Raw genomic sequence first — 23,648 nt, 5'->3', positions numbered from 1 at the left:
CTCCGCATGACGACTTTCGACCTTCCCGACGCCGACGCCACCACCTGCCTCGGCGAAGCCATCGCCCCCCTGCTGGCGCCGGGCGAGGCCGTTCTGCTCTACGGCCCGCTGGGCATGGGCAAGTCGACGCTGGCGCGCGGCCTGATCCGCGCCCTGACGCGCCCCAATGAGGACGTGCCGTCGCCGACCTTCACCCTGGTCCAGTTCTATGAGAGCGACCCGCCCATCGCCCACTTCGACCTCTATCGCCTCAGCCGGCCCGAGGAGGCCTTCGAGGTCGGGCTGGACGAGGCGCTGGACGAGGGCTGCGCCCTGATCGAATGGCCCGAACGGCTGGGTGACGATCCTGGCCGGATGCTCGGCCCCGACCGGCTGACGATCACCATCGCCGAAGACGGCGAAGGCCGGCTTGCGACCGCAACTGGCGCAGGGTCGTGGGAAGCCAAACTGAAGGAACTCCATGTCTGACCGCGAAGCCCTCCGTCTCGACTTCCTGCGCTCGGCCGGTCTGGCCGAGGCCGTCCGCGCGCCCCTGCCCGGCGACGCCTCGACGCGGCGTTACGAACGGCTGACGACGGCCTCGGGCGCCTCCCTGATGCTGATGGATCAGGCCCCCGCCGCCGAAAGCCGGCCCTGCGATCCATCGTGGACGCCGGAACAGCGCCACGCCCACGGCTGGAACGCCGTCGCCCGCCTGTCGGCCGGACGCATCGAGGCCTTCGCCGCCGTCGCCGCCCATCTGAAGTCGCTCGGCCTGTCCGCGCCCGAGATCGTCGCCGTCGATGCTCCGAACGGCCTGGCCCTGATCGAGGATTTCGGCGACGCCCTGTTCGCCCGCGTCATCGAGGACGGCGCCGACCCCGCCCCCCTCTATCGCGCCGCCGTCGAGGCTTTGGCCGTCCTGCACGCCGCCCCGACGCCAGAGTCGCTGAACGGCCCGGCAGGCGACTGGCCCCTGCTGACCTATGACCAGACGGCTTTGCAGGGCGGAGCCGACCTGTTGGTCGAATGGTTGCCGAAACTGCTTCCCGCGCTGAGCTTCGACGAAGCCGCCATCGCCGAGTGGCGCGCGGCCTGGGCGCCGATCACGGCGGCGGGCGAGGCGGGCGCGACCGTCATGGCCCACCGCGACTACCACGCGGAGAACCTGATCCGGCTGGACGGCAGGACCGGCGCCGCCTCGGTCGGGATGATCGATTTCCAGGACGCGGTGAAGGCCCACCCGTCATGGGATCTGCACTCCCTGCTGCAGGACGCCCGCCGCGACGTGGCGCCTGAGCTGGAGGCTCTGGCGCTCGACCACTATTTCACCCTGCGCCCCGAGGCCGACCGCGAGACTTTCATGGCCGCCTACGCCGGTCTGGCCGCCCTCAATGAGGCGCGCATTCTGGGCATCTTCGCCCGCCTGATCGCCCGCGACGGCAAGCCCCGCTACGCCGCATTCATACCGCGCATGTGGGCGCACCTGAACGCCAATCTGCAGGCGGCGGGCCTCGACGCCGTCGCCGCCTGGATGGACCGCCATGTGCCGGAGGATCTGCGTCGATGACCGCCCCCACCACCGCCATGGTCCTCGCCGCCGGGCTCGGCACGCGGATGCGGCCCCTGACCGACGACCGTCCCAAGGCTCTGGTCGAGGTCGGCGGCAAGGCGCTGATCGACCACGTCCTCGACCGGTTGGCCGAGGCGGGCGTGACCGACGCCGTGGTCAACGTCCACTGGTTCGCCGACCGGCTTGAAAGCCATCTGGCCGCCCGCACGCGCCCGATGATCCGCATCTCCGACGAGCGCGCCGAACTGCTGGAGACCGGCGGCGGCCTGAAGAAGGCCCGCCCCCTGCTGGGCGACGGTCCGGTGTTCGTGGCCAATATCGACAGCGTGTGGATCGACCGGGGCGACGCTCTGGGCGACCTGATCCGCCTGTGGGATCCTGCGCGCATGGACGCCGCCCTGCTGCTGGCCCGGCGCGAGGGCTCCATCGGCTTTGAAGGCGGCGGCGACTTCTTCCTCGGCGACGACGGCGCCCTGACCTTCCGGGGCGAGGCCGCCAGTGCGCCTTACGCCTATATGGGCGTCCACATCACCCGCCCCGACTACGCCGACCAAGGCCCCGACGGCCCCTTCTCCCTCAGCCCCCTGTGGCGCGCCTCGGCCGCCGAGGGGCGCCTGTTCGGCTGCGTGCTGGACGGCGACTGGATGCACGTCGGCGACCCCCAAGCACGTGACGAGGCCGAAGCCCGGCTGAAGGCGGAGACCTGATCATGACGGGGGGGCGCTTCGATCCGTTCGCCGGAAGCGGGCCGCGCTGGCGCGCCGTGCCCGCCTGGCGGCCCTTCCTCGAAGACATGGCGGCGGGGGTGCTGGACTGGCTGGGCGACGCCCCGCCCGAGGCCCTGACCGACGCCACCATCCTGCTGCCCAACCGCCGCGCCGCCCGCGCCTTCTCCTTCGCCCTGGGCAAGCTGGCGGGCGAGCGCCCCGTCCTGCTGCCCCAGGTGCGCCCGCTCGGCGATCTGGAGGAGGACGAGCCGCCCTTCGCCCCCGGCGAGCTGGGTCTGGACCTACCGCCCGCCATCGCCCCCTTGACGCGCCGCTTCGAGATGGCGCGCATGATCGCCGAGAAATTCGAGCCGGGCATGAAGCCCCTGCGCGCCCTCGAAATGGCCGATGCGCTGAGCGCCTTCCTCGATTCCTGCCAGCTGGAGGAAGTCTCGGACCTGTCGCGCGTCGCCACCCTGGCGGAACAGGATCTGGCCGAGCACTGGCGCGAGAGCGCCCGCTTCCTCGGCCTCGCCGTCGAGGCCTGGCCCAAGCGTCTGGAGGCGCTCGGCCTGGTCGATCCGGCGTGGCGCCGCGCGACCCTGCTGCGCCGTCTGGCCGAGGCCTGGGACGCCCGCCCGCCGCAGGCCCCGGTCATCGCCGCCGGTTCGACCGGCACCGTCCCCGCCGCCGCCGATGTGCTGAAGGCGGTGGCGAAAGCGCCGCAGGGCGTGGTCGTCCTGCCCGGCCTCGACCTCGATCTGGCCGCCGACGCCTGGGACCGCATCGACGACCAGCATCCGCAGGCCGCGCTGAAGGCCCTGCTGACCCGCGCCGAGGTCGCGCGCGAGGCCGTCCAGCCGTGGTTCCAGCCGCCGCTCGACCCCGCCATCGAGGCGCGCGGTCTGGCCCGCCAGCGCCTGATCAACGAGGCCCTGCGCCCCGCCGAGGCCACCGACGACTGGCGCCGCGAGATCAAGCGCCTGCGCGCCCGCTCGGCCGAGGCGGGCCGCGCCGCCGACCCCATCGCCGAGGGCCTGTCGGGCCTGACCGTCCTGTCCGTCCGCGCCGAGGAAGAGGCCGCGACCGCCGTCGCCCTGATGATGCGCGAGAGCCTTGAGCATCGCACGCCCGACGGCCGTCCGATCACCTGCGCCCTGGTGACGCCGGACCTGCAGTTGTCGCGCCGCGTCGAGGCGCGGCTGGCGCGCTGGGGCGTCGTCGCCGACTCCTCCACCGGCCAGCCGCTGTCGCGGATGACGGCGGGGGTGCTGGTCGACCTTTGCGCCCGCTTCCTGGCCGAACCGCTGAAGCCGCAGACCCTGCTGGCCCTGCTGAAGCACCCGCTGGTCCGTCTCGATCTGGGCGAGACGACACTGCTCGACGCCGCCGAGGCGCTGGAGGAGCACGCCCTGCGCGGCCCGCGTCCGCGGCGCTGGTTCCAGCTTCACGAACGCCTGCTGAAGGCGGCCGAGCCTCGGCGCGGCGGCCTGCCGCTGGCCGACTGGAAGCTGGCCCGTCTGAAGGGCGCGCAGACCCTCGCCGACCGGCTGGAGACGCTGGCGACCGCCCGCCCCTGTGCGCCGGACCAGGCCGCCCGAACCCTGACTGCCCTGATCGAGGCGCTGGCCGGTCAGAACGCCTGGGCCGGACCGGACGGCGAGGCCGCGGCTTCCCTGCTGTCGGCCCTGATCGAGGGCGGCGGCCCGCTGGGCCAGACCACGCCCGCCGAGTTCGCCGATCTGATCGCCGCCTTGCTGTCCGAGGCCACGGTGCGCACCGGCGGCGCCACCCACCCGTCCCTTCGCATCCTCGGCGCCATCGAGGCGCGGCTGGCGCGGGCCGACCGCATGATCCTGGCCGGACTGGAGGAGGGCGTCTGGCCGAACGCCGCCCCGGTCGATCCCTTCCTGTCGCGGCCCATGCGCGCCGCCCTGCCCCTGCCCGCGCCCGAGCGGCGTCTGGGCCAGACGGCGCAGGACTTCGTTCAGGCCGCCTGCGCCGACGAAGCCGTTCTGGTCCACTGCGAGCGTCGCGGCGGCCAGCCCGCCGTGCGCTCGCGCTGGCTGTGGCGGCTGGAGATGCTGACACGCGGCGCCGACGCGCCCGACACCCCGGTCAGCCTCAGCGCGCCCGAAGGCGTCGCCGACTGGACCCGCGCCCTGGACGCCCCGCCGCCCGGTCCCGCCCGGCTGGCCCCGCGCCCGGCGCCTACGCCCCCGGTCGAGCGCCGCCCGCGCAGCCTCTATGTCACCGGCGTCGAGCGCTGGGTCCGCGACCCCTACGCCCTCTACGCCCGCCGCCTGCTGAACCTCGAACCGATGGAGCGCCCCGGCGCCTCGGCCGAGGCCCTGGCGCGCGGCAACGCGGTGCACAAGGCCATCGAGCGCCTGACCGAGGACTGGCCCGACCTGCTGCCCGACGATCTCGACGCGGTGATCGAGCGCCTGCTGCTGGAGGAGCTGGGCGCCCACGGCTTTGAGGACGCCGCCATGGCCCGCGAGGCGCCGCTGGCGAGGAACGCCGCCCGCTGGCTGGCCGGGTTCGAGACCGAGCGCCGCGCGCGCGGCGTGACCCTGCTGATCGAACAGCAGGGCGCTCTGACCTTTGAGGCGCCCGGCGGCCCCTTCACCGTCAAGGCCTACGCCGACCGCATCGAGGTCGGCGCCCTGTCGGCCGCCGTCATGGACTTCAAGACCGGCCAGGTTCCGAGCGCCAAACAGATCAAGGCGGGCTTCGCCCCCCAGTTGACCCTGACCGGCGCCATCCTGGCCGCCGGCGGCTTCAAGGAGACCAACGGCCCCGTCGCGCCGGAAGAACTGACCTACGTCCGCGTCGTCGGCCGCAAGAAGGCGGGCGAGGTCGCCGTGCGCGCCGCCGGACCCGAGGCGCAGGCTCTGTCCGACGCCGCTCTGCAAGGCCTGATGGCCCGCGTCGCCGAATTCGACCGGCCGGAGACGCCCTACCTCTCGTGGGCCGCACCTCATCTGATGGGCAGCTACAGCCCCTACAACCTGCTGGCCCGCGTCTGGGAATGGCACGTCATCGGCGGCGGCGAAGAAGGAGAGGCGGAATGAACCTCCACGTCCGCGACAGCCTCAACCCCCAGACCCGCGCCGCCGATCCCGCCCGCTCGGTCTTCGTCACCGCCAACGCCGGGTCGGGCAAGACCACCACCCTGGTCAGCCGGGTGGCGCGCCTGCTGCTGGGCGGCGCCGCGCCCTCGGCCATCCTGTGCGTGACCTACACCAAGGCCGCCGCCGCCGAGATGCAGGCGCGCCTGTTCGAGACGCTGGGCAAATGGGCCGTCATGGACGACGCCGCCCTGTCCGCCGAGCTGGCGAAACTGGACGACAGCGATCCCGCCGACCTCAATCCGGCCCGTCTGTCCGAGGCGCGCCGCCTGTTCGCCCGCGCGCTGGAGACGCCCGGCGGGCTGAAGATCCAGACCATCCACGCCTTCTGCGAAAAGCTGCTGCGTCGCTTCCCCATCGAGGCGGGCGTGTCGCCGCGCTTCACCGTGCTGGAGAACGAGGCGGCGGTCGCCCTGTCTCATGCCGCGCGCGAAGACCTGGCCCGCGCCGCCCTGGCCGACGCCGAGGGGCCGATCGGCGAGGCCTACAGCCATTTCGCGGTCGAGCTGGACTGGGGCCGCTTCCAGGATCTTCTGGCCCTGATCGAGAGCAAACGCGCCGAACTGACCGACTATGTCGCTCGCGTCGCCGACGGCCGCGCGCCCGGCCCTTACGTCCTGACCGGCGCCGATCCGCAAAAGACGCCCGAGGACATCGAGGCCGACTTCCTTCGCTGGGTGGGCCGCGGCGAGGTCCGCCGCATGGCCGAACTGATGGCCACCGGCTCCAAGACCGACAAGGACCGCGCCGCCGAACTGATCCACGCCATCGACCACGACTGGAGCTTCCCCGGTCTCGGCGTCGTCTTCCTGACCGGCGCGGGAGCGCCCCGCAAGTCGATGGCGACCAAGCAGGCGCCGCCCGACGCCGCAGGCTGGCTGACCGATCTGCAGGACAAGTTTCTGGCCGCCCGCGACCAGTTGCGCGCCGCCAAGGTCGCCGACGACACCATCAGGCTGCTGACCCTCGCCAACGCCCACGCCGCCCTCTACGAGGCGGCCAAGACGGCGCACGGCGCGCTGGACTTCTCGGATCTGGTGGCGCGCACGGTTGAACTGCTGACCGTCCGTTCGACCGCCGCCTGGGTGCTGTACAAGCTGGACGGCGGCGTCGACCACGTCCTGATCGACGAGGCCCAGGACACCGCCCCCGAACAGTGGGCCATCATGCGCGCCCTGACCGGCGAGTTCTTCACCGTCCCCGACACCGACCGCACCGTCTTCGCCGTCGGCGACGAGAAGCAGTCCATCTACTCCTTCCAGGGCGCCCGGCCCGAACGACTGCGGCAGGAAGCTCAGGTCTATGACGGCCTGATCACGGGAGCAGGCGGGGCCTTCGAAGGCGTGCCGCTGGAGACCTCCTACCGCTCGACCGAGGCGGTGCTGAAGTTCGTGGACGACGTCTTCGCCACGCCCGAACGCGCCCGGGCGCTAGTCGGAGAAACGGGCGAGATCCCGCACCATACCGCCGCCCGCAAAGGCCAGCCCGGCGCGGTCGAACTATGGCCCCTGTTCGTCGACGAGGCCCCGCCCGAGCGCGACGCCTGGACCGATCCCGTCGATCAGGAAGGCGCCGCCAGCGCCCGCAAACGCATGGCCCAGACCCTGGCGCTCGAAATCAAGCGCCAGGTCGAGACCGGCGCCGTCGTCTTCGACAAGGGCGGGACGCCTCGCCCCTGCGGTTACGGCGACTTCCTGATCCTGGTTCGCCGCCGCGATGCGACGTTCGAGGAAATCATCCGTGGCCTGAAGGCGGCGGGCGCGCCTGTGGCGGGCGCCGACCGGCTGAAGCTGTCGCAGCACATCGTCTTCGACGACCTGAAGGCGCTGGCCCGCTTCGCCCTCTTCCCCGGCGACGACCTGACGCTGGCCGAGGTGCTGCGCGGCCCCTTCTGCGACGTCGACGAGGACAGCCTGTTCGAACTGGCGGGCCGCGAGAAGCGCGACGGCCTGTGGCGCGAGCTGAAAAAACGGGCTGAAGAGCGGCCCGATTGGGGTCAGGCGCTCGACCTGCTGCGCACGGCGCGCGGCGCGCGCGACCTTGATCCCTTCGGCTTTTTCTCCTGCCTGCTGAACCGCGTGGACGCGACCGGCGTCTCAGGCCGCGCCCGCATCCTGACCCGTCTGGGCCGCGAGGCCGAGGAAGCCATCGACGAGACCCTCAATCAGGTGCTGGCCGCCGAAGGGCGCGGCGGGACCGATCTGGAGACCTGTCTCGCCCTGCTGGAAGCCGCCGACGTCGAGGTGAAGCGCGAACTGGAAGGGCCGCGCGGCGAGGTCCGCGTCATGACCGTCCACGGCGCCAAGGGGCTGGAGGCGCCGGTCGTCATCCTGCCTGACACGACGATGAAGGCGAAGGCGCAGGGACCGTCGTTGATGCCAGTCCCCACCGAGAGCGGCGAAGCCTGGCTGATGTGCCCCGGCTCGTCCAAGGAAGATTGCCCCGCCTCGGCCGACGCCCGCGCGGCGCGCGAGGCGCGGGTCGGCGACGAATCCCTGCGCCTGCTCTACGTCGCCCTGACCCGCGCGCGCGACCGGGTGATCGTCATGGGACGCGGCTCGAAACGCGCGCCCGAGGCCGGGGACTGGTGGTCGGTGATCGCAGAGACCTTCGACCGGCTAGGCGATCAGGTGCGAGAGCTGGACGGCGGCGTCCGCCGCTACGGCGCCGATCCCGACAGCCTTCCCGCCGCCGTCGCCACGATTGAAGCCCGCCCTGAGGCGCCCGACTGGGCGCGGACCAACCCGCCGCGCGACGCCGCCGCCCGCTTCGCCTCGCCCTCGCAGATGCAGGAACAGAAGCGCATCCCGGCGCCGTCGCCCTTGGCGCGGGGCGAAGGCCCCGGCGCAGGCCTCGGCCGGTTCCGGCGCGGCGACCTGATCCACCGTCTGCTGGAGCGCCTGCCGGACCTGCCGTCGCCCGACCGTCCCGACGCCGCGCACCGGATGCTGGCGCGCGAGCGCGACCTGACCGAGGATCAGCGCGCCGAGATGATCGCCGCCGCCTTCGGCGTTCTGGACGACGCCCGCTTCGCCCCCGTCTTCGGCCCCGGCAGCCGCGCCGAGGTCGCCCTGACCGGGACCGCGCCCGACCTGCCGTCCGGCGTGTCGATCTCGGGCCGGATCGACCGGCTGGTGGTCACGCCCGAGCGGGTTCTGGTGGTCGACTTCAAGTCCAACCGTCCCGCTCCCGATCACGTCGAAGACGCCGATCCGGCCTATGTGCTGCAGATGGCGATCTACGCCGCCGTCCTGCGCCGCCTCTATCCAGACCGCGCGGTCGAGGCGGCCCTGGTCTGGACCGACGGGCCGAAGCTGATGGCCGTGCCGCAGGGCCTGATGGACGCCGCTCTCGAAAATGCGCGTTGATTTGTCGGGGATTCGCACCCACATCTGTGCCTGAACGCCGGAAATTCAATTCGGCGCGCCACTAAACGCGCTCAAGCAGCGAGCGACCGCGTCGCGAGCGTAGCGCACCAAAGGAGAGCCATTCATGGCGACTGTGAAAGTCACCGACGACAGCTTCGACGCCGACGTCCTGAAATCCTCGACCCCCGTTCTGGTGGACTTCTGGGCCGAGTGGTGCGGCCCCTGCAAGCAGATCGGCCCGGCGCTGGAGCAGATCGCCGACGAACTGGCCGGCAAGGTCACCGTCGCCAAGGTCAACATCGACGATAGCCCGATGGTCCCGTCCAAGATGGGCGTGAAGGGCATTCCGACCCTGATGCTGTTCAAGGACGGCCAAATGACCTCGATGAAGGTCGGCGCCATGCCCAAGGGCAAAATCGTCGAATGGCTGGCCGAAGCCGGCGTGAAGGCGGACTGAAACTGGACGCCTGATGTTCTGAAGCCCGCCGGACATCCGTTCGGCGGGCTTTTCATTGGACAGAGCTCCTGCCGCCGCCAATGCGCAAATCATCATGAAACACGCCGTCCTGACATCCATCGCGCACAACATCGCGGACTCGTTCGCCAGCGGCGCAGGCTTCATGATCGGCGTCTATGAAATCGACATCTGGGCTGCTGTCGCCGAAACCCCGTCGCGACAGATGGACATAGACTTCCTGACCGGAGAGTGCAGTCCCGCCGTTTCCGACCATCTGGCCCGCGCCGTCCAGCTATACGCGAGGGCCTTGCCGGATCTTTGCCGGAGGCAGGACGTCGACATCACCGATTTTGCAGGCCTGACGGCGCGCTTCGTAGGCGCGCCGCCTCTGCACCGAGTCGAAATCACGGTGACGGATCGCCTGGGGCGCACCTCGAACGACCCCTATTTCGGCGTCCCGCTCAAACGGCGGAAGGTCCTGGACAGGCTGGGACGGTTGCGCCCCGCCTGAAGGTTAGGCCGGCCAGGTCTCGCGGCTGGCGCCCAGCACCTCGCCCGCCAGATACAGCGAGCCGCAGATGACCACCCGTCCGGCGCCCAGGGTCAGGGCGCGGTCGAGCGCGGCGTCCACAGATCCCGCCGCCATGGCGCCGAAGCCGCGCCCCTGCGCGACGGCGGCCAGGGCCTCCGGCTCGGCGGCCGTTCCCTCGAAGCCGACGGTGAAGACCTGGGCGTCGATGCCCTTTAGCGCCTCGAAGAAGCCGCCGGCGTCCTTGTTGGCCAGCATGCCGACGATCAGAGCCGTGGGGCGCGGAGCGCGCGTCTGGCGATCGGACAGGGCGCGGGCCAGGGCGCGGGCGGCGTGGGGATTGTGCCCGCCGTCCAGCCACAGTTCGGCGTCGGCCTTCTGGGCCTTGTCGGCATAGGGGCCGGCGGTCAGCCGCTGCATCCGCGCGGGCCAGCGCACGGCCTTCAGCCCCTCGGCGATGGCGGTTTCGGGCAGGTCCAGCTCCAGCGCGGCGGCGATGGCGACGCCGGCGTTGTCGAACTGGTGCGCGCCGGACAGGGCGGGCGCGGGCAGGTCGAGGAACCGCTCCTGATCCTGATAGACGAGGCTGCCGCGTTCGGCCCAGGCGTCGAAGTCGACGCCCATGACGGTCAGGGGCGAGCCGACCTCGGCCGCGCGGCGCGCGATCACGGCCATGGCCGCCTCGGACTGGCGCGCCACGACGCCGCGCGCGCCCGCTTTCAATATGCCCGCCTTCTCGCCCGCCACGCCCTCGAGGGTCGTGCCCAGGAACTCGGCGTGGTCCAGATCGACGGGGGTGATGACGCTGAGCAGGGGCCGGGCGATGACGTTGGTGGCGTCCAGCACGCCGCCGAGGCCCACCTCGATGACCGCCAGGTCCGCAGGGGTCTCGCTCATGGCCAGAAAGCCCGCCGCCGTGGTGCTTTCGAACACCGTGGCCTGCCCGCCCGTTTCGGTCATGGCCGCCTCGACCCGGTCGAGGGTGGCGTTCAGGGCGTCATCGGTGATCAGCGTCCCGGCCAGCCGGATACGCTCGTTGAAGCGCACCAGATGCGGCGAGGTGTAGGCGTGGACGCGCAGACCCGCAGATTCTGCAATGGCGCGGATCAGGGCGACCGTCGAGCCCTTGCCGTTCGTGCCCGCGACATGGACGACCGGCGGCAGCTTGTCCTGTGGATTCCCGAGCGCCTCGCACAGGGCCCGCATCCGATCCAGCGACAGGTCGATGCGCTGGGGATGCCGGGCGCGCAGGCGTTCCGAAATCGGGTCCATGGAAAGAGTCTGCGGTTAGGCAGCCTTCTTCTGGGCCGCGCCGCTCATCAGCATGGACAGGATCAGGCCCAGCGTCGTCGGCAGGTCGCCGCGCGACACCACCTTGTCGACCATGCCCTTGTCCTTGAGGTATTCGGCGCGCTGGAAGCCCGGCGGCAGTTTCTCGCGGATGGTGGTCTCGATCACGCGCGGGCCGGCGAAGCCGATCAGGGCGCCCGGCTCGGCCAGGTGGACGTCGCCCAGCATGGCGTAGGAGGCCGTGACGCCCCCCGTGGTCGGGTCGGTCAGCACCACGACGTAGGGCAGCTTGGCCGCCTTCACTTCCTGAACGGCCAGGGTGGTGCGGGCCATCTGCATCAGGCTGAGGGCGCCTTCCTGCATCCGCGCCCCGCCGGCGGCGGTGTAGCAGACGAAGGGAACATTGCGCTTCACCGCCTCGCGCGCGGCGGCGATGAAGGCCTCGCCCGCCGCCATGCCCAGCGAACCGCCCATGAAGGTGAAGTCCTGCACGATGACCACGGCGGGGGCGCCGCCGATGCGGCCGTAGCCGATGGCCATGGTGTCCTTGCGGCCCGCCGCCTTGCGCGCCGCCGACAGGCGGTCGCGATAGGGTTTGCCGTCCGAGAACTTCAGCGGGTCTTCCGGCACGTCCGGCGTGTCGATCGCCTCATACAGGCCGTCGTCGAAGGTGGCCTTCAGGCGCGTCGGGGCGTTGATCCGCATGTGACGGCCCGACGGCGTGACCCACAGGGCCGCCTCCAGGTCCGAGCGGAACAGCATCTCGCCCGTGTCGGGGTCCTTGACCCACAGATTGTCCGGGGTGTCGCGCGGGCTGACGATCTTGCGCACGCCCGGCGCGAAACGCGACAGCCAGCCGCCGCGTGCCTTGTTCTCGGGATTCTTATCGACCATGGGCGGGGCCTTTAAACGGTTTCCGTCACGGAAGCACTAGCGCGGGCGCCATGAACCGCATCGGCCAGGGCCTTCACCTTGGCCAGAACGCGCGGCGCGGCGGGTTCGTTCGCCTCGAGAGCGGCGGCGACCTCGTCCACGAAGACCGAGCCGGCCACCACGGCGTCGGCGACGCGGGCGATCTCGGCGGCGCGTTCAGGCGTCCTGACGCCGAAACCGACGGCGACGGGGAGGCCGGCCGCGCGACGGACGCGCTCGACGGCGGGCGCCACCTCGGCGGCCACGGCCTCCTTCACCCCGGTCACCCCGGCGACGGAGACATAGTAGACGAAGCCCGACGTGCCCTCGGCGATGACCTTCAGCCGGTCGTCGTCGGACGTCGGCGTGGCCAGGCGGATCAGGGAGACCTCGGCCGCGTCCAGGGCGGCGGCCAGCGGCCCGGCCTCTTCCGGCGGACAGTCGACGACGATGATGCCGTCCACCCCGGCCTCGGCCGCATCGCGGGCGAAGACCTCATAGCCGTAGGATTCCACCGGGTTCAGATAGCCCATCAGGATCAGCGGCGTGTCCTGATCGCCCTTGCGGAAGTCGGCCACGAGGTCGAGCGTGCCGCGCAGGGTCATCCCCGCCTTCAGCCCGCGCAGGGCGGCGCGCTGGATCGGCGGCCCCTCGGCCATCGGGTCCGAGAAAGCCAGGCCCAGCTCGATCAGATCGGCCCCGGCGGCGGGCAGGCCCTTGAGGATTTCCAGCGCCTCATCCCGGCTGGGATCGCCGGTCATGACATAGGGGACCAGACCGGCCCGGTTCTCGGCCTTCAGCTTGGCGAAGCGGGCGTCGATGCGTGCGGTCGTCACTGAGTCGCTCCTTCCGAAGGCGTCGGCGCCGGAGGCTCGGGCGTCGCGGCGCAGACATCCCCCGGAATGACGGCGAAGCCCAGATAGCCCGGAGCGGTCGCCTCGGCGGGCTTGGACACGTCATAGAAGGCGACCATCTGCAGGCCGTCGCAGCCGCCGCCGTCGCGGCGGCGCACGAAGATGACGCGGTTGTCGTCGCCGTCCGCCGCCAGCCAGTTCAGGGTGGAGAGGTGCTCCGTATAGGCGTCGGCCAGGGCGCCGATCTGATCCAGTTGGGCCGTCACGCAGAAGGCCGGACTGCGCAGCAGGCCGCCGCAGTCGGCCGCTTCCGTCGCCGGCGGCAGGACCGGCATTCCCGTGGCCGCCGGACCGGGCGGGATGGCCGGGGCCGCCTGAACCGGCGCCTGGGGCGCTGGAGCGGCCGTGTTCTGCGCCAGGGGCAGGGTCGGAGAGAGGGTCGCCATGGCGGCGGCGATCAGCAGGGTCTTCATCATCACAGCTCCACGTCCAGATGCTTGGCCACAGTGTTGATGTCCTTGTCGCCCCGGCCCGACAGGACGATCACCAGATCGCCGTCCTTGCCGATCTGTCTGGCGACGTCGCCGGCGCGCGCCAGGGCGTGCGAGGACTCCAGCGCCGGGATGATGCCTTCCAGCCTGCACAGGGTCTGGAACGCGTCCAGCGCCTCCTGGTCTGTGGCCGACAGATATTCGCCCCGGCCCAGGTCGTGCAGCCAGGCGTGCTCCGGCCCGATGCCCGGATAGTCGAGCCCGGCCGAGATGGAGTGGCCCTCCAGAATCTGGCCGTCGGCGTCCTGCAGCAGATAGGTGCGGTTGCCGTGCAGCACGCCCGAGCGCCCGCCCTTCAGGCTGGCGGCGTGGTCGGGGGTGTCCAGGCCGAGGCCTGCCGCCTCGACCCCGATCAGACGCACGGCCTCGTCCTGGATGAAGGGATGCATGGCGCCGATGGCGTTCGATCCGCCGCCGATGCAGGCCATGACCGCGTCGGGCAGGCGGCCGATCTGACGCTGAGCCTGGGCCTTGATCTCCTTGCCGATCACCGACTGGAAGTCGCGCACCATGGCCGGGTAGGGGGCCGGACCCGCCGCCGTGCCGATGATGTAATAGGTGTCGGCGACATTGGTGACCCAGTCGCGCATCGCCTCGTTCATGGCGTCCTTCAGCGTCGCCGCCCCCGCCGTCACCGCCGAGACCTCGGCGCCCAGCAGCTTCATGCGGAAGACGTTCGGCTGCTGCCGGGCCACGTCGACGGCGCCCATGTAGACGGTGCAGGGCAGGCCGAAGCGGGCGCAGACGGTGGCCGAGGCGACCCCGTGCTGACCGGCGCCGGTCTCGGCGATGATGCGCGTCTTGCCCATGCGGCGGGCCAGCAGGATCTGGCCCATGCAGTTGTTGATCTTGTGCGCGCCCGTGTGGTTCAGGTCCTCGCGCTTCAGCCAGATCTTGGCGCCGCCGAAATGCTCGGTCAGCCGCTCGGCGAAATAGAGCGGGCTGGCGCGGCCGACATAGTGCTCCAGATAGCCGTCCAGTTCGGCCTGGAAGCCGGGGTCCGCCTTGGCCGCCTTATAGGCCGCCTCCAGCTCGTGGATCAGCGGCATCAGGGTTTCGGGCACGAAGCGGCCGCCGTAGGGGCCGAAGCGGCCTTCGGCGTCAGGCCAGGCGTAGGAATTCGATAGGGCGTTCACAGTCTGGGGCACGGTCTGGGGCACAACGAAAGTCTTCAGGGAGGAAGGCGACGAAATCAGGACCGCGATGCGGCGTCCAGAAAAGCTTTGATCAGGGCCCGGTCCTTAACACCCGGCGCGCTTTCAACGCCAGAGGAGACATCGACCATCGGCGCCCCGGAAATCCGCACCGCCTCGGAAACATTTTGCGGGTCCAGCCCGCCCGCGAGGAACCAGTTTGCCGGAAGCGCCCGGTTCTGCATCAGCCTCCAGTCGAAAGACGCCCCCACGCCGCCGGGCAGATCGGCCCCCTTCGGCGGCCTGGCGTCGAACAGCAGATGATCGGCGACGCCGGTCCAATCGGCGACGCCGGCGAAATCCGCTTCATCCCGGATCGGCAGCGCCTTGATGACACCCGCCCCCGTCAGCCGCCGCGCCTCCGCCGCGCGCTGCGGCGTCTCATGACCGTGCAACTGGATGAAGTCGGGCCGCAGGATCAGGGCGACTTCGCTCAACAGGGCGTCGTCGGGGTCGACCAGGACGGCGACCACCTTCGCCTTGCCTCGCGCCCGGTCGAACAGGGTGGCGGCGTGCAGCGGCGGGATATGGCGCGGGCTCTTGGGAAACACCACCGCCCCGACAAAGGCCGCTCCGCCGTCCAGCGCCGCATCCAGCGTATCCGGCGTCGTCAGGCCGCAGATCTTGGTGAGTGTCATGAGACAGGCAGGTGCGCGACTGCGGCGGGCAGGTCAAGCGCCGCACTCCCCCTCCCTTACCCCTCGTCATCCTCCGGCGGAGCGCAGCGACGACCGGGGGACCCAGCGGCGCCGGAGGCGATGTTTACGGCAAGCGCTACGCCCGCTTCTTTCGCGCTTACGCGCGCCGCTGGGTCCCCCGGTCTGCGCCGCTTGCGTGGCTTGCCGGAGGATGACGAAAGAGTGGTTCAGGCGAAGATCGAAGCGATCTCATCCTCGGTCAGCAGCCGCCATTCGCCCGGCGCCAGCTCATCCGGCAGCGCCAGCCCGCCCAGCCGCTCGCGATGCAGGGCCTCGACGTGATTGCCGACCGCCGCGAACATGCGGCGCACCTGATGATAGCGGCCCTCCGTCACTGTCAGCAGAGCCGCCGTCGGTGACACCACCTCCAGCCCGGCGGGCGCCAGCGGCTTGTCCTCGCCCTCCAGCACCAGTTCGCCCGAGGCGAACAGCGCGCCCTCCGTCCCGTTCAGCGGCCGCGCCAGCGTCGCGCGATAGACCTTGGCCACATGGCGCTTGGGACTGATCACCCGGTGCAGCAGGTCGCCGTCGTCGGTCAGCAGCAGCAGGCCGCTCGTCTGCTTGTCCAGCCGCCCGATGGTCGAGATCGCCGGGTCGCGCCGCCGCCAGCGGTCGGGCAGGACGTCATAGACCAGCGCTCCGTCCTCCTTGTGCGAGCAGGTCATGCCCAGCGGCTTGTTCAAAAGGATGACGAGGCCGGGCACGGGGTCCAGCGGCTCGCCGTCGATCTCCATTCGCATCGGCAGATCGGACGTCACCGGAATGCGCTTCGACACGTCGGTCAGATCGGCGCCGTCCAGCACGACGCCGCCCGCCTTGCCCAGCCGCGCCATCTCGGCCCGCGAGCCGTAGCCCATCGAGCCGAGCAGCTTGTCCACGCGCGATGTCGGAATCTTGCCCGCCATTATTTCACCGCCTCGAAAATCTTGTAGCCGCCCTGATCCACGACCATCCGCACCTGCTTGAAGGCCCCGTCCAGCTCGGCCTCATAGGGCAGGTGGCGGTTGGCGACGATCCAGGCGGTCCCGCCCTTCCTCAGCATCTCGGCCGCCTTGCGGATGAAGTTCTGGCCTAGCCGCCGGTCCTCGGCCCCGCCGTCGTGGAAGGGCGGATTGCTGACGATGAAATCCAGGTCGCCCGCCGCTTCCAGCGTCCGCACATCGGCCCAGTCGAAGCTGGCGCGCGCGTCCTCGACGTTGCGCTTCGCCGCCTCGACCGCGCGCCGGTCGATGTCGACCAGCCTTAGCGCCGTGACGGCAGGTGAGCGCAGCACCACCGTCGACAGCGCCCCGAAGCCGCAGCCCAGATCGGCGCCCGCCCCCTTCAGCGGCGGCAGGACTTCGGCCAACAGGGCTGTGCCCGGATCGATCCGGCCCCAGGCGAAGACGCCCGGCTGCGACCAGGCCTCCAGCCCCGGAACCACGCGCGGCGCGCCCGCCTCGATCGCCGCTTCCAGTCCCTCGACCGTCTCGGGGCGAATGACGACGCAGCGGCGATGGTGGGCCTTGGCCGTCTCGATCACCTCCAGCCCGAACGCCTTCAACTCCTTGCCCAGACGCGAGCCGCCCTTGTCCTTGGGCGCCATGACGTCCAGCCGGCCGCCGGGTTTCAGCGCCTTCAGCGCCAGGGCCAGCGTATAGCGCCGCTCCACCGCGCCGGGCGGGGCGTAGAGCATCGCCCCGTCGGCCGATCCGGGCGCGACCGTCTCCAGCGCCGTCGAGCCGGGGATCAGAGGCGAGGTCTGGGTCGCCGTCGACGGCGGATCGAACACCGCGGGCGGGCGGCCGTAGAGAAGCATGGTCATGACGCTGCCTATAATCCCTTCTCCCACAGCGGGAGAAGGGTTCGCGGGTGACACCCCCGGCCGAATACGGCACAACGGCCGCCATGTTGGACTTCCCACCGCCCGCTGACTTCTCGCCCACACTGGACGAGGCGCGGACCCTGCTGGAGCGGGTGTGGGGCCATGCTGATTTTCGAGGACTGCAAGCCTCGGTGATCGAGGAAGTCCTGGCCGGGCGCGACGTGCTGGCCGTGCTGCCGACCGGCGGCGGCAAGAGCGTCTGCTATCAGGTGCCCGCCATCCTGCGCGAGGGCGTGGGTCTGGTCGTCTCGCCGCTGATCGCCCTGATGACCGATCAGGTCGAGGCGCTGAAGCAGCAGGGCGTCGCCGCCGCCCGTCTGGATTCGGGGCTGACGATGGACGAGCGTTCCGCCGTTTGGCGCGCGGCGCGCTCGGGCGAGCTGGACCTGCTGTATGTCTCGCCCGAAGGGTTGGCGTCGGGGTCCATGCTGGAGCGGCTGGCCGAACTGCCGATTAGCCTGATCGCCATTGACGAGGCGCACTGCGTGTCCCAGTGGGGCCACGACTTCCGCCCCGATTACCGCACCCTCGGCCGTCTGGCTGAGATCTTCCCCCGCGTGCCCCGCATCGCCGTCACCGCCACCGCCGACGCCCGCACGCGCGACGACATTCTGGCCTCGCTGAAGCTGGGCGAGGCCCGCGTCTTCGTCGACAGCTTCGCTCGCCCGAACCTGCAGCTGACCGCCGAGCGCAAGGTCAACGGCTCGCGCGCCCGCACCGACGCCCGCGTGGTCGAACTGGTGCGCGAACGGCGCGGCCGCTCGGGCGTGGTCTATTGCGGCAGCCGCGACGGATGCGAGCGGGTGGCCGACGCGCTGCGAGACGCCGGGACCAACGCCATCGCCTATCACGCCGGGTTCGACGCCCGCGAGCGCGACCGGCGGCTGGAGCGCTTCCTGGCCGAGGACGGGACCGTCATGGTCGCCACCATCGCCTTCGGCATGGGGGTGGACAAGCCGGACGTGCGCTTCGTCATCCACGCCGATCCGCCCGGCAGCCTCGAGGCCTATTGGCAGGAGATCGGCCGCGCCGGACGCGACGGCGAACCGGCCGAGGGCATCACCCTCTACGGCCCGTCGGACATCGCCTGGTCCCTGCGCCGTCTCGACAGCCGCCCGATGGCCGAGGAGATCAAGCAGGTCCAGACCCGCAAGGTGCGCCAGTTGTTCGCCATGCTGGACGGCGCGACCTGTCGCCCGCAGTCCGTGCGTCGCTATTTCGGCGAGCAGGACGCCGAGCCGTGCGGCGTCTGCGACGTCTGTGGCGATCCGCCCGCCACCTTCGACGCCCTGATCCCGGCGCAGAAGGCCCTGGCGGCGGTGCATCGTCTGGGCGAGCGCTTCGGCCGCACGCGCGTCATCGACCACCTGCTGGGCAAGACCAAGGACGTCCAGCCGTGGGAGGCGGGGCTGTCGACCTGGGGCGTCGGCGCCGACCTGTCGCTGGTCGGCTGGCGCGACGTCATCGACCATCTGATGTTCGAGGGGCTGCTGGTCGAGGATCCCAACGACGGCAAGCCCTTGATCCGCCTGGGCGACCCTCAGGCCGTGCGCGGCGTCTATCGTGGCGAGCGCGAGGTGCGGGTGCGTCAGGCGCCGATCCGGGCCGCAGCCCTGGACAAGCCGCGCCGCAACGCCGGGCGCAACCTGGCGGTCGAGGGGCTGGACGCCGACGTGCGCGCCCGCTTCGAGGCCCTGCGCGCCTGGCGTCGCGAGCGCGCCGTCGAACAGCGCGTGCCGCCCTATGTCATCTTCCAGGACAAGACCCTGGTCGAGATCGCCCTTCAGGAGCCGCGCGGTCTGGATCAGCTGGCCGTCATTCCCGGCGTCGGCGCGGGCAAGCTGGAGCGTTACGGCCCGGCCGTGCTGGAGGCGCTGGAGGCCGTCGTCTGACGGTCGCCATGACCAAAACTTAACTGGCGCGCCGTTCCTCCCCCTGTCACCCCTTGGCTGACAGGGACGAGAGGATGCTCATGAACCGGATGTTGGCGGCGGGCGTCGCCTGCCTGGCGATGGCGGGCGCAGTGCAGGCGCAAGAGGCTTCAAACGGAGCGCCAGGGCCGATGGAGCAGCCGCGCGATTGGTCGGCCGCCCTGGTTCAGGACGCGACCGGCCTGCACGACATCATGATCGACAGCCATCCGGGCGTGCATGACCGGCTCAACCCCCAGTTCCGCGACCGTCTGGACCAGGGCTTGGCGACGGCGTTGGAGCGGGCGAAGACCACGACCGACGCGGGCGGCTGGTGGTGGGCGCTGCGCGCCTATGTCGCCAGCTTCGAGGACGGCCACGTCCAGATCAGCCTGGCCCAGAGGGATTTCGGCTTCCCGACCCGCTGGCCCGGCTTCCTGACCGTCTATCGCGGCGCCGATCAGGTGGTGGTCGATCGCGACGAGTCCGCCGCCGACGTCCCGCCGCTGGGCGCTCGGCTGATCGACTGCGACGGGGTGGACGCCGCCGCCCTGGCCGAACAGCGCATCGGCCAGTTCCGGGGGCGCTGGTTCCTGGAGGCGATCCGGACGCGTTTGGGCGACTGGATGTTCCTGAGTGCGGAAAACCCCTGGCAGACCGAGATGAAGGCCTGCCGGTTCGAGACCGACGGCGCGACCATGACCTACGCCCTCGACTGGCGTGCGGCGCCCGATGATCTGAGCGATCGCCGCGCCCGGTTGATGCAGAGCGCCAGGCCCGACTTCGCCCTGAAGCATTTCGACGACGGCGGCTTCTGGATCTCGACCCCCACGTTCAACGGCGACCCCGCCAGCGAGGCCCACGCCGAACTGACATCCCTGATCGCCGACATGAAGACCAAGCAGGACGCCCTGCGCGACGCCCCCTATGTGGTGCTGGACCTGCGGGGCAACGGCGGCGGCTCCTCGCACTGGAGCCAGCTGATGGCCCAGGTCCTGTGGGGCGACGACTGGATGGCTGCACACCCCGAGCCGGCGATCGAATCCGTCGACTGGCGCGCCTCGGACGGCAACATCGCGGAAATCTCCGCCTTCCTGGACAAGCTGCGCGCCACGAACAGCCAGCCGGAGCTGGTCGCCTGGGCCGAGGACGCCGTCGACGGGATGAAGGCGGCCCGGGCCGCCGGCGAGATCTATTGGCGCAGCGCCAATGACGAGGAGCCGGCCGACGCCGCCCCGTCGCCGCCCACGCCGCAACTGATGAAGGGCCGAGTCTACGTCCTGACCGATTCCAGCTGCGGCTCGGCCTGCCTGGACGCGGTCGACCTGTGGAAGACCGTGGGCGCCGTCCAGGTCGGACGCGAGACCTCGGCCGACACCGTCTACATGGAGATCCGCCAAGCGTCTCTGCCCAGCGGGCTGGCCGAAATCGCCGTGCCCATGAAGGTCTATCGCGGTCGCGCGCGCGGCAACAACGAACCGCAGCGGCCTCAGTATGTCATCGAAGGCGACATGAGCGACGATGCGGCCCTGCTGGCCTCGATCCGTCGGCTACAGCCGAACTGACGCCTCAGCGCAGGAAGCGATCGACCGCCGCCTGAAACTGCCGCGGGCGATCGATCATGACCATGTGCTCGGCGCCTTCGACCCGTTCGAAGGCGGCCGGGCGGGGCAGGGAGCGGTAGCCCGCGCGGAACAGGTCGTCGACGTGGCTGCGCGGGCTGCGGTCGTCCGGGCTCCAGCCGTAGACGACGGTGACCGGCGCCTCGATCAGCGGCAGACGCGAGCGCAGGTCCGTGGTCATCACCTCATACAGGCCCTGGGCCAGGACGCGGCGGTCGCCGCCCTGCCAGCCGAGGCCGCCCAGCACATTGTCGGCGGCGCCGCCCAGCTCCAGCCCCATGGAGGCCGCCTGGGTCCGCAGCGCCTGGTCGCCCAGCAGCATCAGGCCCTGATAGGCGATGCGGGCCAGGGGCTCGACGTCGGTGGCGGTTGATCCGGGGCTGATCAGCGACGGAAAGAAGGGCGAGGCGTCCACCACCATGACCTTGCCGATGCGGTCGCCGGCGTCGGCGGCGACCCGGAGGGCCACCTGGCCGCCCATGGAGTGGCCGATCAGGGCCGGGCGTCGAAGGCCCTGCTCCTCGATGTAGCGGCGGATCTCGGCGGCGACGGGCGCGCTGACCAGGCCCTCGGCGTTGCCGGCGGGCGCCGTCTCGCCGAAGCCGCGCACCGTCACCAGATGCACCCGATAGCGGCCTTCCAAAGCCGCCGCCGTGCGCGCCCACACCGCCGAGGTCGAGGCCAGACCGGGGATGAGCACCACGTCCGGCCCCTGGCCTTTCGTCTCGACCAGGATGCGCGAGGACTGGAACAGCGCCGGCGTCGGCGCGGTCGTCGGGCGCGCTGCCTGGGCGGCGGAGACGCTTTGCGCCGGCGCGCTCGACGGGATGATCGTCAGAACGGCGGAGAAAAGGGCGAAACAGAGCGATTGGCGCATGGCGTCAGCCTGCCCGTGGATAACGGCGAAACCTCGACCGGGCCGGGCCCGTGGCGGGACCATTGTGTTTTCGTCTTAACAGGAGTGAAATCCCCTTGTTCCTGGGGAGGATGAGATGAAACCAACTGTCATCACCATTGTCGCCGCCGTCGCCGCCCTGGCGGCATCGCCCGCCCTGGCCGAAAGCTGGCACGTCGTTTCGCGCAGCTCGGCCACGGTCTTCATGCTGGACGTGGACTCCATCACCGAGGCGAGCGGCGCGCGAACGGCCGTTCTGGCGCGCGTTCCGGCGTCCGGCCCGGTCGACGACCTGTCCTATTCCGCCGGCGAGATCACCATCCGCTGCAGCGCCAACCAGTCCAAGCCGGGCGTGGAGGTTCTTTACGGCCCCGACGGCGCGGAGCAGGAGCGCATCGACGACGGCTACGACTTCGACGCCATCGCTCGGAACTCGCTGGATTCCTACATCAAGGACATGCTGTGCGATGACCAGCGCGGCACGCTTGTCTACCCGTCCATCCGCGCCTTCATCGAGGCCGGGCGTCCTCGGGCGGACTGAGCCGCCGTCGAAGCGCCCTTGCCGGGGCGCAGCCGGGCGTCTATCGCCTAGCCGCAAGGGCGCATGCCCCTGTCCGGGCGATCCCTTGCTCCATCCTCAACGCCTGAGGCGGCGTCCAGGCGGCCGGACCCGTAGTGTAAACAGTCAGAGTCGCCGCCTTGCCCCATCCGACGTCGGCCGTCGTCACGTCGCCCATCGCTCCCGAGCCGCCGGTCGACCCGCTGAGCCTGGAGCGTCTGCGCGCCCTGCTCCATGATCAGGCCGACGCCATGGTGGCGGCCTTCTATCAGGTGCTGCTCGACGACCCCGAGGCCCAGACCTTCCTGCACCACTCCATCGTCCAGGAGCGGCTCAGCCCGTCCCTGCGCAACTGGCTGATCGACCTGTTCGCACCCGAACAGGACGTCGAGGGCGAGGCCTTCATCGCCCGCCAGACCAAGATCGGCGAGGTCCACGCCCGCATCAAGATTCCCATGCATCTGGTCATGGCCGGGGCGGCGGTGCTGAAGGCGCGGCTGGCCGATGATCTTGCGGCGGACCCGGCGGCCTTCGATCTGTTGCGCCTGGTCGGTCGGCGCATCGATCACGCCCTTCGCCTGATGAGTCAGTCCTATGAGAAGGGCGCCAGCAACCGGGCGCGCCTGGACGAGGCCTACCGCCTCTTCTCTCTGGATCAGGACATCCACTTCGAGCGCGAGAGCCAGCGCGCCGGCCTGATGGAGTGGAGCCAGAAGACCCTGTTCCGCATCCTCGCCTCGGGCGGCGTCGACGGGGCGGGCGCCCTGGGGGCCTCGCCCTTCGGCCTGTGGATCCGACATCGGGCCGACTTCCTGTTCGACGGCTCGCCGCACCTGGCGCGGCTGAACGCGACGATGGAACGGATCGACGGCGCGCTCTTGCCTCGCTTCACGCCCGGCGCGGCCCCGGCCGAGCTGGCCGCCCCCCTGAAGGCGCTGGAGGCCGCCGTCGAGGAGGTCGCCTTCCTGCTGAACGAGATGTTCCAGGGGCTGGCGGGCATGGAGGGCGGTCGCGACCCGCTGACCCGCGCCCTGAACCGGCGCTTCCTGTCATCGATCCTGAGCCGTGAGATCGGCTTCGCCAACACCAACCACACGCCGCTGTCGGTGCTGCTGCTGGACGTCGACCACTTCAAGCGGATCAACGACACGCACGGCCATCCGGTCGGCGACGAGGTGCTGCGCCAGGTGGCCGAGGCGGTGACCGAGAACGTCCGTCCCAGCGACTTCGTCTTCCGTTACGGCGGGGAGGAATTCCTGATCGTCCTGGTCGAGACCCATCTGCACCAGGCTGCGACCATCGCCGAGCGCATGCGTCTGGCCCTGGCGGCCAAGCCGATCACGGCGGCGGGCCTGGCGCCCTTCAACGTCACGGCGTCCATCGGCGTCGCCGAGCATCGCGGCCATCCGGACGAGAACTATCTGGTCAAGGCGGCCGACGACGCCCTCTATCGCGCCAAACAGAACGGTCGCAACCGCGTCGAGCAGGACCGCCGCAGCGCCTGACGGCCCCGCGACGGCTGTCGCAAAGACGCTTCCCCTCGCTTGAAAAAC

At 70.8% G+C, this 23,648-nt stretch carries 20 protein-coding genes; 11 read left to right on the top strand and 9 right to left on the bottom strand.

What is annotated here, in order from left to right; translation table 11 throughout:
• Positions 1-6: 6 nt before the first annotated feature.
• The 7 genes from tsaE (at position 7) to ACWGL1_RS13920 (ending at position 9,729) form a co-directional block, all read left to right on the top strand.
• Positions 7-468, top strand: coding sequence for a tRNA (adenosine(37)-N6)-threonylcarbamoyltransferase complex ATPase subunit type 1 TsaE (tsaE, locus tag ACWGL1_RS13950; RefSeq protein ID WP_452112323.1), 462 nt, complete (start codon positions 7-9; stop codon positions 466-468).
• Positions 461-1,549: an N-acetylmuramate/N-acetylglucosamine kinase AmgK gene (amgK, locus tag ACWGL1_RS13945; protein ID WP_452112322.1), complete on the top strand. Its 1,089-nt coding sequence runs from the start codon at positions 461-463 to the stop codon at positions 1,547-1,549. The genes tsaE and amgK overlap by 8 nt, the downstream gene beginning before the upstream one ends.
• Positions 1,546-2,259, top strand: coding sequence for an N-acetylmuramate alpha-1-phosphate uridylyltransferase MurU (gene murU / locus ACWGL1_RS13940; RefSeq protein ID WP_452112321.1), 714 nt, complete (start codon positions 1,546-1,548; stop codon positions 2,257-2,259). The genes amgK and murU overlap by 4 nt, the downstream gene beginning before the upstream one ends.
• A gap of 2 nt (positions 2,260-2,261) precedes the next feature.
• Positions 2,262-5,336, top strand: coding sequence for a double-strand break repair protein AddB (gene addB, locus ACWGL1_RS13935; RefSeq protein ID WP_452112320.1), 3,075 nt, complete (start codon positions 2,262-2,264; stop codon positions 5,334-5,336).
• On the top strand, positions 5,333-8,761 hold the full coding sequence (gene addA, locus ACWGL1_RS13930; protein ID WP_452112319.1) for a double-strand break repair helicase AddA: 3,429 nt from the start codon (positions 5,333-5,335) through the stop codon (positions 8,759-8,761). Before addB ends, addA begins: the two co-directional genes overlap by 4 nt.
• A 124-nt stretch (positions 8,762-8,885) precedes the next feature.
• Positions 8,886-9,218 (top strand): thioredoxin, encoded by a 333-nt coding sequence (gene trxA, locus ACWGL1_RS13925; RefSeq protein ID WP_003168818.1) that lies wholly within the window; start codon positions 8,886-8,888, stop codon positions 9,216-9,218.
• Positions 9,219-9,312: 94 nt separating this feature from the next.
• Positions 9,313-9,729, top strand: coding sequence for a hypothetical protein (locus tag ACWGL1_RS13920; RefSeq protein WP_452112318.1), 417 nt, complete (start codon positions 9,313-9,315; stop codon positions 9,727-9,729).
• 3 nt (positions 9,730-9,732) lie between these two features.
• Here ACWGL1_RS13920 and ACWGL1_RS13915 read toward each other — a convergent pair whose 3' ends face one another.
• From ACWGL1_RS13915 to ACWGL1_RS13880, 8 genes are all read right to left on the bottom strand, one after another.
• A complete protein-coding gene (locus ACWGL1_RS13915; RefSeq protein ID WP_452112317.1) occupies positions 9,733-11,019 on the bottom strand; it encodes a bifunctional folylpolyglutamate synthase/dihydrofolate synthase in 1,287 nt (428 codons plus the stop codon).
• Positions 11,020-11,034: 15 nt separating this feature from the next.
• Positions 11,035-11,931 (bottom strand): acetyl-CoA carboxylase carboxyltransferase subunit beta, encoded by an 897-nt coding sequence (locus tag ACWGL1_RS13910; protein ID WP_312220894.1) that lies wholly within the window; start codon positions 11,929-11,931, stop codon positions 11,035-11,037.
• 11 nt (positions 11,932-11,942) lie between these two features.
• Positions 11,943-12,785 carry a tryptophan synthase subunit alpha gene (trpA, locus tag ACWGL1_RS13905; RefSeq protein WP_452112316.1) on the bottom strand — a complete coding sequence of 281 codons (843 nt, stop codon included), beginning with the start codon at positions 12,783-12,785 and terminating at the stop codon, positions 11,943-11,945.
• Complete coding sequence (locus tag ACWGL1_RS13900; protein ID WP_452112315.1) at positions 12,782-13,279, bottom strand: hypothetical protein; 498 nt, start codon at positions 13,277-13,279, stop codon at positions 12,782-12,784. Before ACWGL1_RS13900 ends, trpA begins: the two co-directional genes overlap by 4 nt.
• Positions 13,279-14,490 (bottom strand): tryptophan synthase subunit beta, encoded by a 1,212-nt coding sequence (gene trpB / locus ACWGL1_RS13895; RefSeq protein WP_452112369.1) that lies wholly within the window; start codon positions 14,488-14,490, stop codon positions 13,279-13,281. The genes ACWGL1_RS13900 and trpB overlap by 1 nt, the downstream gene beginning before the upstream one ends.
• A gap of 56 nt (positions 14,491-14,546) precedes the next feature.
• Positions 14,547-15,185 carry a phosphoribosylanthranilate isomerase gene (locus tag ACWGL1_RS13890; protein ID WP_346485139.1) on the bottom strand — a complete coding sequence of 213 codons (639 nt, stop codon included), beginning with the start codon at positions 15,183-15,185 and terminating at the stop codon, positions 14,547-14,549.
• 227 nt (positions 15,186-15,412) lie between these two features.
• Entirely contained in the window at positions 15,413-16,150 is a 738-nt protein-coding gene (locus tag ACWGL1_RS13885) for a pseudouridine synthase (RefSeq protein WP_452112314.1), read from the bottom strand.
• Complete coding sequence (locus ACWGL1_RS13880) at positions 16,150-17,049, bottom strand: class I SAM-dependent methyltransferase (RefSeq protein ID WP_452112313.1); 900 nt, start codon at positions 17,047-17,049, stop codon at positions 16,150-16,152. Before ACWGL1_RS13880 ends, ACWGL1_RS13885 begins: the two co-directional genes overlap by 1 nt.
• Before the next feature lie 83 nt (positions 17,050-17,132).
• Between ACWGL1_RS13880 and recQ the strand changes: the two genes are divergently transcribed.
• Positions 17,133-19,001, top strand: a complete 1,869-nt coding sequence (gene recQ, locus ACWGL1_RS13875) for a DNA helicase RecQ (RefSeq protein WP_452112368.1) — start codon at positions 17,133-17,135, stop codon at positions 18,999-19,001.
• A gap of 80 nt (positions 19,002-19,081) precedes the next feature.
• Positions 19,082-20,584 (top strand): S41 family peptidase, encoded by a 1,503-nt coding sequence (locus ACWGL1_RS13870; RefSeq protein WP_452112312.1) that lies wholly within the window; start codon positions 19,082-19,084, stop codon positions 20,582-20,584.
• A 4-nt stretch (positions 20,585-20,588) separates the two neighbouring features.
• Here the strand turns inward: ACWGL1_RS13870 and ACWGL1_RS13865 are convergent, their stop codons facing one another.
• Positions 20,589-21,518: an alpha/beta fold hydrolase gene (locus ACWGL1_RS13865; protein ID WP_452112311.1), complete on the bottom strand. Its 930-nt coding sequence runs from the start codon at positions 21,516-21,518 to the stop codon at positions 20,589-20,591.
• Positions 21,519-21,633: 115 nt separating this feature from the next.
• On the opposite strand from ACWGL1_RS13865, the gene ACWGL1_RS13860 reads away from it, so the two are divergent.
• Together ACWGL1_RS13860 and ACWGL1_RS13855 are read left to right on the top strand one after the other, a co-directional pair.
• The gene (locus tag ACWGL1_RS13860; RefSeq protein WP_291781052.1) at positions 21,634-22,077 is read left to right on the top strand and encodes a hypothetical protein; all 444 of its coding nucleotides are present in this window, start codon (positions 21,634-21,636) and stop codon (positions 22,075-22,077) included.
• Positions 22,078-22,235: 158 nt separating this feature from the next.
• The gene (locus ACWGL1_RS13855) at positions 22,236-23,600 is read left to right on the top strand and encodes a diguanylate cyclase (protein ID WP_452112310.1); all 1,365 of its coding nucleotides are present in this window, start codon (positions 22,236-22,238) and stop codon (positions 23,598-23,600) included.
• Positions 23,601-23,648: the final 48 nt, after the last annotated feature.

Source organism: Brevundimonas sp. NPDC055812 (assembly GCF_053616535.1).
Note: the sequence above shows the minus strand (reverse complement) of the source record. Positions and strands in the feature narration are given on the sequence as shown.

Coding starts and splice junctions, on each gene's coding strand:
- tsaE (WP_452112323.1), top strand. CDS start 7: ATGACGACTTTCGACCTTCCCGACGCCGACGCCACCACCTGCCTCGGC.
- amgK (WP_452112322.1), top strand. CDS start 461: ATGTCTGACCGCGAAGCCCTCCGTCTCGACTTCCTGCGCTCGGCCGGT.
- murU (WP_452112321.1), top strand. CDS start 1,546: ATGACCGCCCCCACCACCGCCATGGTCCTCGCCGCCGGGCTCGGCACG.
- addB (WP_452112320.1), top strand. CDS start 2,262: ATGACGGGGGGGCGCTTCGATCCGTTCGCCGGAAGCGGGCCGCGCTGG.
- addA (WP_452112319.1), top strand. CDS start 5,333: ATGAACCTCCACGTCCGCGACAGCCTCAACCCCCAGACCCGCGCCGCC.
- trxA (WP_003168818.1), top strand. CDS start 8,886: ATGGCGACTGTGAAAGTCACCGACGACAGCTTCGACGCCGACGTCCTG.
- ACWGL1_RS13920 (WP_452112318.1), top strand. CDS start 9,313: ATGAAACACGCCGTCCTGACATCCATCGCGCACAACATCGCGGACTCG.
- ACWGL1_RS13915 (WP_452112317.1), bottom strand. CDS start 11,019: ATGGACCCGATTTCGGAACGCCTGCGCGCCCGGCATCCCCAGCGCATC.
- ACWGL1_RS13910 (WP_312220894.1), bottom strand. CDS start 11,931: ATGGTCGATAAGAATCCCGAGAACAAGGCACGCGGCGGCTGGCTGTCG.
- ACWGL1_RS13900 (WP_452112315.1), bottom strand. CDS start 13,279: ATGATGAAGACCCTGCTGATCGCCGCCGCCATGGCGACCCTCTCTCCG.
- ACWGL1_RS13890 (WP_346485139.1), bottom strand. CDS start 15,185: ATGACACTCACCAAGATCTGCGGCCTGACGACGCCGGATACGCTGGAT.
- ACWGL1_RS13885 (WP_452112314.1), bottom strand. CDS start 16,150: ATGGCGGGCAAGATTCCGACATCGCGCGTGGACAAGCTGCTCGGCTCG.
- ACWGL1_RS13880 (WP_452112313.1), bottom strand. CDS start 17,049: ATGACCATGCTTCTCTACGGCCGCCCGCCCGCGGTGTTCGATCCGCCG.
- recQ (WP_452112368.1), top strand. CDS start 17,133: ATGTTGGACTTCCCACCGCCCGCTGACTTCTCGCCCACACTGGACGAG.
- ACWGL1_RS13870 (WP_452112312.1), top strand. CDS start 19,082: ATGAACCGGATGTTGGCGGCGGGCGTCGCCTGCCTGGCGATGGCGGGC.
- ACWGL1_RS13865 (WP_452112311.1), bottom strand. CDS start 21,518: ATGCGCCAATCGCTCTGTTTCGCCCTTTTCTCCGCCGTTCTGACGATC.
- ACWGL1_RS13860 (WP_291781052.1), top strand. CDS start 21,634: ATGAAACCAACTGTCATCACCATTGTCGCCGCCGTCGCCGCCCTGGCG.